Origin of the sequence: Shigella sp. FC1544, from assembly GCF_001722145.1 — a bacterium.
GTDB classification, from domain to species: Bacteria; Pseudomonadota; Gammaproteobacteria; order Enterobacterales; family Enterobacteriaceae; genus Escherichia; species Escherichia coli.
The window spans coordinates 1-5,259 of sequence record NZ_MECT01000139.1 but is presented as its reverse complement, the minus strand read 5'-3'; the positions used below and the strand labels follow the sequence as shown (position 1 = coordinate 5,259).

The 5,259-nt window shown below is 45.3% G+C and carries 4 protein-coding genes and 2 pseudogenes; 5 read left to right on the top strand and 1 reads right to left on the bottom strand.

Annotated elements, in window-relative coordinates; genetic code table 11:
- The 5 genes and pseudogenes from BGK49_RS09265 to BGK49_RS30380 all read left to right on the top strand — a co-directional run.
- Positions 1 to 209 (top strand): IS3 family transposase (locus BGK49_RS09265; RefSeq protein ID WP_001073957.1); only part of this gene is annotated, 209 nt, incomplete at its 5' end.
- A 457-nt stretch (positions 210 to 666) separates the two neighbouring features.
- Positions 667 to 1,917, top strand: a complete 1,251-nt coding sequence (gene frc, locus BGK49_RS09260; protein ID WP_000106759.1) for a formyl-CoA transferase — start codon at positions 667 to 669, stop codon at positions 1,915 to 1,917.
- A gap of 53 nt (positions 1,918 to 1,970) precedes the next feature.
- Positions 1,971 to 3,665, top strand: coding sequence for an oxalyl-CoA decarboxylase (oxc, locus tag BGK49_RS09255; protein WP_001283487.1), 1,695 nt, complete (start codon positions 1,971 to 1,973; stop codon positions 3,663 to 3,665).
- A 69-nt stretch (positions 3,666 to 3,734) separates the two neighbouring features.
- On the top strand, positions 3,735 to 4,679 hold the full coding sequence (gene yfdV / locus BGK49_RS09250) for a transporter YfdV (protein ID WP_000955028.1): 945 nt from the start codon (positions 3,735 to 3,737) through the stop codon (positions 4,677 to 4,679).
- A 73-nt stretch (positions 4,680 to 4,752) separates the two neighbouring features.
- A pseudogene (locus BGK49_RS30380) lies at positions 4,753 to 4,896 on the top strand (CoA transferase); the annotation flags it as partial.
- 63 nt (positions 4,897 to 4,959) lie between these two features.
- Here the strand turns inward: BGK49_RS30380 and BGK49_RS26105 are convergent.
- Positions 4,960 to 5,259 (bottom strand): annotated as a pseudogene (locus BGK49_RS26105) (IS1-like element IS1X2 family transposase); the annotation flags it as partial.

The following is a 5,259-nucleotide window of genomic DNA, read 5'->3' as shown; positions in this document are numbered from 1 at the left end:
ACTGTTACGACAACGCTCCGATGGAAAGCTTCTGGGGAACGCTGAAAAATGAGAGCCTGAGCCACTATCGTTTTAATAACCGGGATGAAGCCATCTCAGTAATACGGGAATACATTGAGATTTTCTACAATCGTCAGCGTCGTCACTCTCGTCTGGGGAATATCTCCCCGGCAGCCTTCAGGGAAAAATATCATCAGATGGCTGCTTAAAAAAAGAACAAATGGTAGTGTCCGCTATTGCCAGTACACCTCAGCGCTCGCGGTTCTATAAACACGCATTTTATCTTCCTCAAAGTAAACCCCAATAATCCCGTGTCATCACAAATCATTTATTATGTTATGTTTTATGGTACGCTTTAAAAAGCGTAATCATACCCTTACTTGTAAATCACCGGCGCTTCTTACAGTTGTAAGAATAACATCACAAATGTCGCGACTCTCTCTGATTACCACGAATCAATATTTATCATATTCTTCTTTTCGTCCTCACTACTTACCATGCAGAAAGGAATTGGAAGTGGCGATGAAATGATTTTCAGCACTTGATACAGGATTTTAAAAATATCGAGTGCAGCTACGACGATATTTTGCGGGTTATTTATAGAAGATATTACGCCTTAAATAAACGCTAAATTAACACATATTTAATTAACTAATAGGTATTGCTATGTCAACTCCACTTCAAGGAATTAAAGTTCTCGATTTCACCGGTGTGCAATCTGGCCCATCTTGTACTCAAATGCTGGCCTGGTTTGGCGCTGACGTTATTAAAATTGAACGTCCCGGCGTTGGTGACGTAACGCGTCACCAGCTGCGAGATATTCCTGATATCGATGCGCTTTACTTCACCATGCTTAACAGTAACAAACGTTCTATTGAGTTAAATACCAAAACAGCGGAAGGCAAAGAGGTAATGGAAAAGCTGATCCGCGAAGCTGATATCTTAGTCGAGAACTTTCATCCAGGGGCCATTGATCACATGGGCTTCACCTGGGAGCATATTCAAGAAATCAATCCACGTCTGATTTTTGGTTCGATCAAAGGGTTTGATGAGTGTTCGCCTTATGTGAATGTAAAAGCCTATGAAAACGTTGCTCAGGCAGCGGGTGGCGCGGCATCCACTACGGGTTTTTGGGATGGTCCGCCGCTGGTAAGCGCTGCAGCGTTGGGTGACAGCAACACCGGAATGCATTTGCTGATCGGTTTACTTGCTGCTTTGCTGCATCGCGAAAAAACGGGGCGTGGGCAACGAGTCACTATGTCAATGCAGGATGCCGTATTGAACCTTTGCCGCGTGAAATTACGTGACCAGCAGCGTCTCGATAAATTGGGTTATCTGGAAGAATACCCGCAGTATCCGAATGGTACATTTGGTGATGCAGTTCCCCGCGGTGGTAATGCAGGTGGTGGCGGTCAGCCTGGCTGGATCCTGAAATGTAAAGGCTGGGAAACCGATCCTAACGCCTATATTTATTTCACTATTCAGGAGCAAAACTGGGAAAACACCTGTAAAGCCATCGGCAAACCAGAATGGATTACCGATCCGGCATACAGTACAGCCCATGCCCGACAGCCACATATTTTCGATATTTTTGCTGAAATCGAAAAATACACTGTCACTATTGATAAACATGAAGCGGTGGCCTATTTGACTCAGTTTGATATTCCTTGTGCACCGGTTTTAAGTATGAAAGAAATTTCACTTGATCCCTCTTTGCGCCAAAGTGGCAGTGTTGTTGAAGTGGAACAACCGTTGCGTGGAAAATATCTGACCGTTGGTTGTCCAATGAAATTCTCTGCTTTTACGCCGGATATTAAAGCTGCGCCGCTATTAGGTGAACATACCGCTGCTGTATTGCAGGAGCTAGGTTATAGCGACGATGAAATTGCTGCAATGAAGCAAAACCACGCAATCTGATATTAACGGGGGCTTCTGGCTCCCAATTTATAAAAATTTCGAGGTTATTAATCATGTCAGATCAACTTCAAATGACAGATGGTATGCATATCATCGTTGAAGCATTAAAACAGAATAATATTGACACTATTTATGGTGTTGTAGGTATTCCTGTGACGGATATGGCACGCCATGCCCAGGCGGAAGGCATTCGTTATATTGGTTTTCGTCATGAGCAGTCGGCAGGCTATGCCGCTGCGGCAAGCGGTTTTCTTACCCAAAAACCGGGGATCTGCCTGACAGTTTCTGCGCCAGGATTCCTCAATGGTTTGACGGCATTGGCCAACGCAACGGTAAATGGTTTTCCGATGATCATGATTAGCGGCTCCAGCGACCGCGCGATCGTCGACCTACAGCAAGGTGATTATGAAGAGCTGGACCAAATGAATGCGGCAAAACCGTATGCCAAAGCAGCATTTCGCGTTAATCAGCCGCAGGATCTTGGCATTGCATTGGCACGCGCTATCCGGGTCTCTGTATCGGGTCGCCCTGGCGGAGTTTATCTTGATTTGCCAGCAAATGTCCTGGCCGCGACGATGGAAAAAGACGAAGCGTTAACCACGATTGTTAAAGTTGAAAATCCGTCGCCAGCATTATTGCCATGCCCGAAGTCAGTCACTAGCGCAATTTCGCTTTTAGCAAAAGCTGAACGGCCATTAATTATCCTTGGCAAAGGCGCGGCGTATTCACAAGCTGATGAACAGCTTCGTGAATTTATTGAAAGTGCTCAGATTCCATTCCTGCCAATGTCTATGGCGAAAGGGATCCTTGAAGATACGCATCCACTTTCTGCGGCAGCTGCGCGTTCGTTTGCCCTGGCAAATGCTGACGTTGTCATGCTTGTTGGTGCACGACTGAATTGGTTATTGGCACACGGTAAAAAAGGATGGGCGGCAGATACACAGTTTATTCAACTGGATATTGAACCGCAGGAAATTGACAGCAACCGCCCCATTGCTGTGCCAGTCATTGGTGATATTGCATCCAGTATGCAAGGTATGCTGGCAGAACTGAAACAAAACACATTTACGACTCCACTGGTATGGCGCGATATTTTAAATATCCACAAGCAGCAAAATGCACAAAAAATGCATGAAAAATTAAGTACAGATACTCAACCATTAAATTACTTTAATGCATTAAGTGCTGTGCGCGACGTATTGCGCGAGAACCAGGATATTTATTTAGTTAATGAAGGTGCAAATACCCTGGATAATGCACGAAATATTATTGATATGTATAAACCACGTCGTCGTCTGGATTGTGGTACCTGGGGTGTCATGGGCATCGGTATGGGCTATGCCATCGGTGCTAGCGTGACTTCTGGTTCTCCGGTTGTCGCCATTGAAGGTGATAGTGCTTTTGGTTTCAGTGGGATGGAAATTGAAACGATTTGTCGATATAACCTGCCGGTGACGATCGTTATTTTTAATAATGGCGGCATCTACAGAGGAGACGGTGTTGATCTCAGTGGCGCTGGTGCACCATCACCAACGGATCTGTTGCACCATGCAAGGTATGACAAATTAATGGATGCGTTTCGTGGCGTTGGCTATAACGTCACCACGACAGATGAACTTCGTCATGCTTTAACCACCGGTATTCAGTCGCGCAAACCGACCATTATTAATGTGGTCATCGACCCTGCAGCAGGAACTGAAAGTGGCCATATTACCAAACTTAACCCAAAACAAGTCGCTGGTAATTAAATACTGACATCGTCTCCTCTTGCCAACTCATTATGCGATGGTGAGGGGACCCTTATCGGGAATACTATTATGCTAACATTTTTTATTGGCGATTTATTGCCTATTATCGTAATCATGCTGTTGGGTTATTTTAGCGGCAGACGAGAAACTTTTTCAGAAGATCAAGCCCGCGCATTTAATAAACTGGTATTAAACTACGCGCTTCCTGCGGCTCTATTTGTATCTATTACTCGGGCAAACAGGGAAATGATTTTTGCGGACACTCGTCTGACCCTTGTATCACTTGTGGTTATTGTCGGATGTTTCTTTTTCTCCTGGTTCGGTTGCTACAAATTTTTTAAACGTACCCATGCAGAAGCAGCTGTATGTGCATTAATTGCAGGTTCACCTACCATTGGATTCCTGGGGTTTGCAGTTCTCGATCCTATTTATGGTGATTCCGTATCAACAGGTTTAGTGGTAGCAATTATTTCTATTATTGTTAACGCAATTACTATTCCTATTGGTCTGTATTTGCTGAATCCTTCTTCAGGAGCGGATGGTAAGAAGAATAGTAATCTGAGTGCATTAATTTCTGCGGCAAAGGAGCCAGTAGTATGGGCACCTGTTCTGGCAACGATCCTGGTGTTGGTTGGGGTAAAAATTCCGGCAGCATGGGACCCAACCTTTAATCTGATTGCGAAGGCTAACTCAGGGGTAGCGGTATTCGCTGCGGGGTTGACTCTGGCTGCACATAAATTCGAGTTCAGTGCCGAAATTGCTTATAACACCTTCCTGAAGCTGATTCTGATGCCACTGGCACTGCTTCTCGTTGGTATGGCATGTCATTTGAACAGCGAACATCTGCAGATGATGGTACTGGCAGGCGCATTACCGCCGGCATTCTCCGGAATTATTATTGCCAGCCGGTTTAATGTCTACACCCGTACTGGTACAGCGTCATTGGCTGTGAGCGTACTGGGCTTTGTCGTCACGGCTCCCTTGTGGATTTATGTCAGTCGACTGGTTTCATAATTAATCATGTTATTGATTTTACATAAATGCCGAAGTGTCTTTTCACCTTCGGCTTTTTTCAAGGCATAAGCAAATGACAAATAATGAAAGCAAAGGGCCGTTTGAAGGCTTATTAGTTATCGATATGACACATGTCCTTAATGGACCTTTCGGAACTCAACTTCTTTGTAATATGGGCGCAAGGGTAATTAAAGTTGAGCCGCCGGGTCATGGTGAGGTAGCCTGAGTTTAACGGACACTCCTTCCTGAAATAGAATGGCATCAGGGTAATGACTCCAACTTACTGATAGTGTTTTATGTTCAGATAATGCCCGATGACCTTGTCATGCAGCTCCACCGATTTTGAGAACGACAGTGACTTCCGTCCCAGCCTTGCCAGATGTTGTCTCAGATTCAGATTATGTCGCTCAATGCGCTGAGTGTAACGCTTGCTGATAACGTGCAGCTTTCCCTTCAGGCGTGATTCATACAGCGGCCAGCCATCCGTCATCCATACCACGACCTCAAAGGCCGACAGCAGGCTCAGAAGACGCTCCAGTGTGGCCAGAGTGCGTTCACCGAAGACGTGCGCCACAACCGT

What these genes read in the sequence shown, in the direction of transcription:
- frc (WP_000106759.1), top strand. Translation starts at nt 667, where the DNA reads ATGTCAACTCCACTTCAAGGAATTAAAGTTCTCGATTTCACCGGTGTG.
- oxc (WP_001283487.1), top strand. Translation starts at nt 1,971, where the DNA reads ATGTCAGATCAACTTCAAATGACAGATGGTATGCATATCATCGTTGAA.
- yfdV (WP_000955028.1), top strand. Translation starts at nt 3,735, where the DNA reads ATGCTAACATTTTTTATTGGCGATTTATTGCCTATTATCGTAATCATG.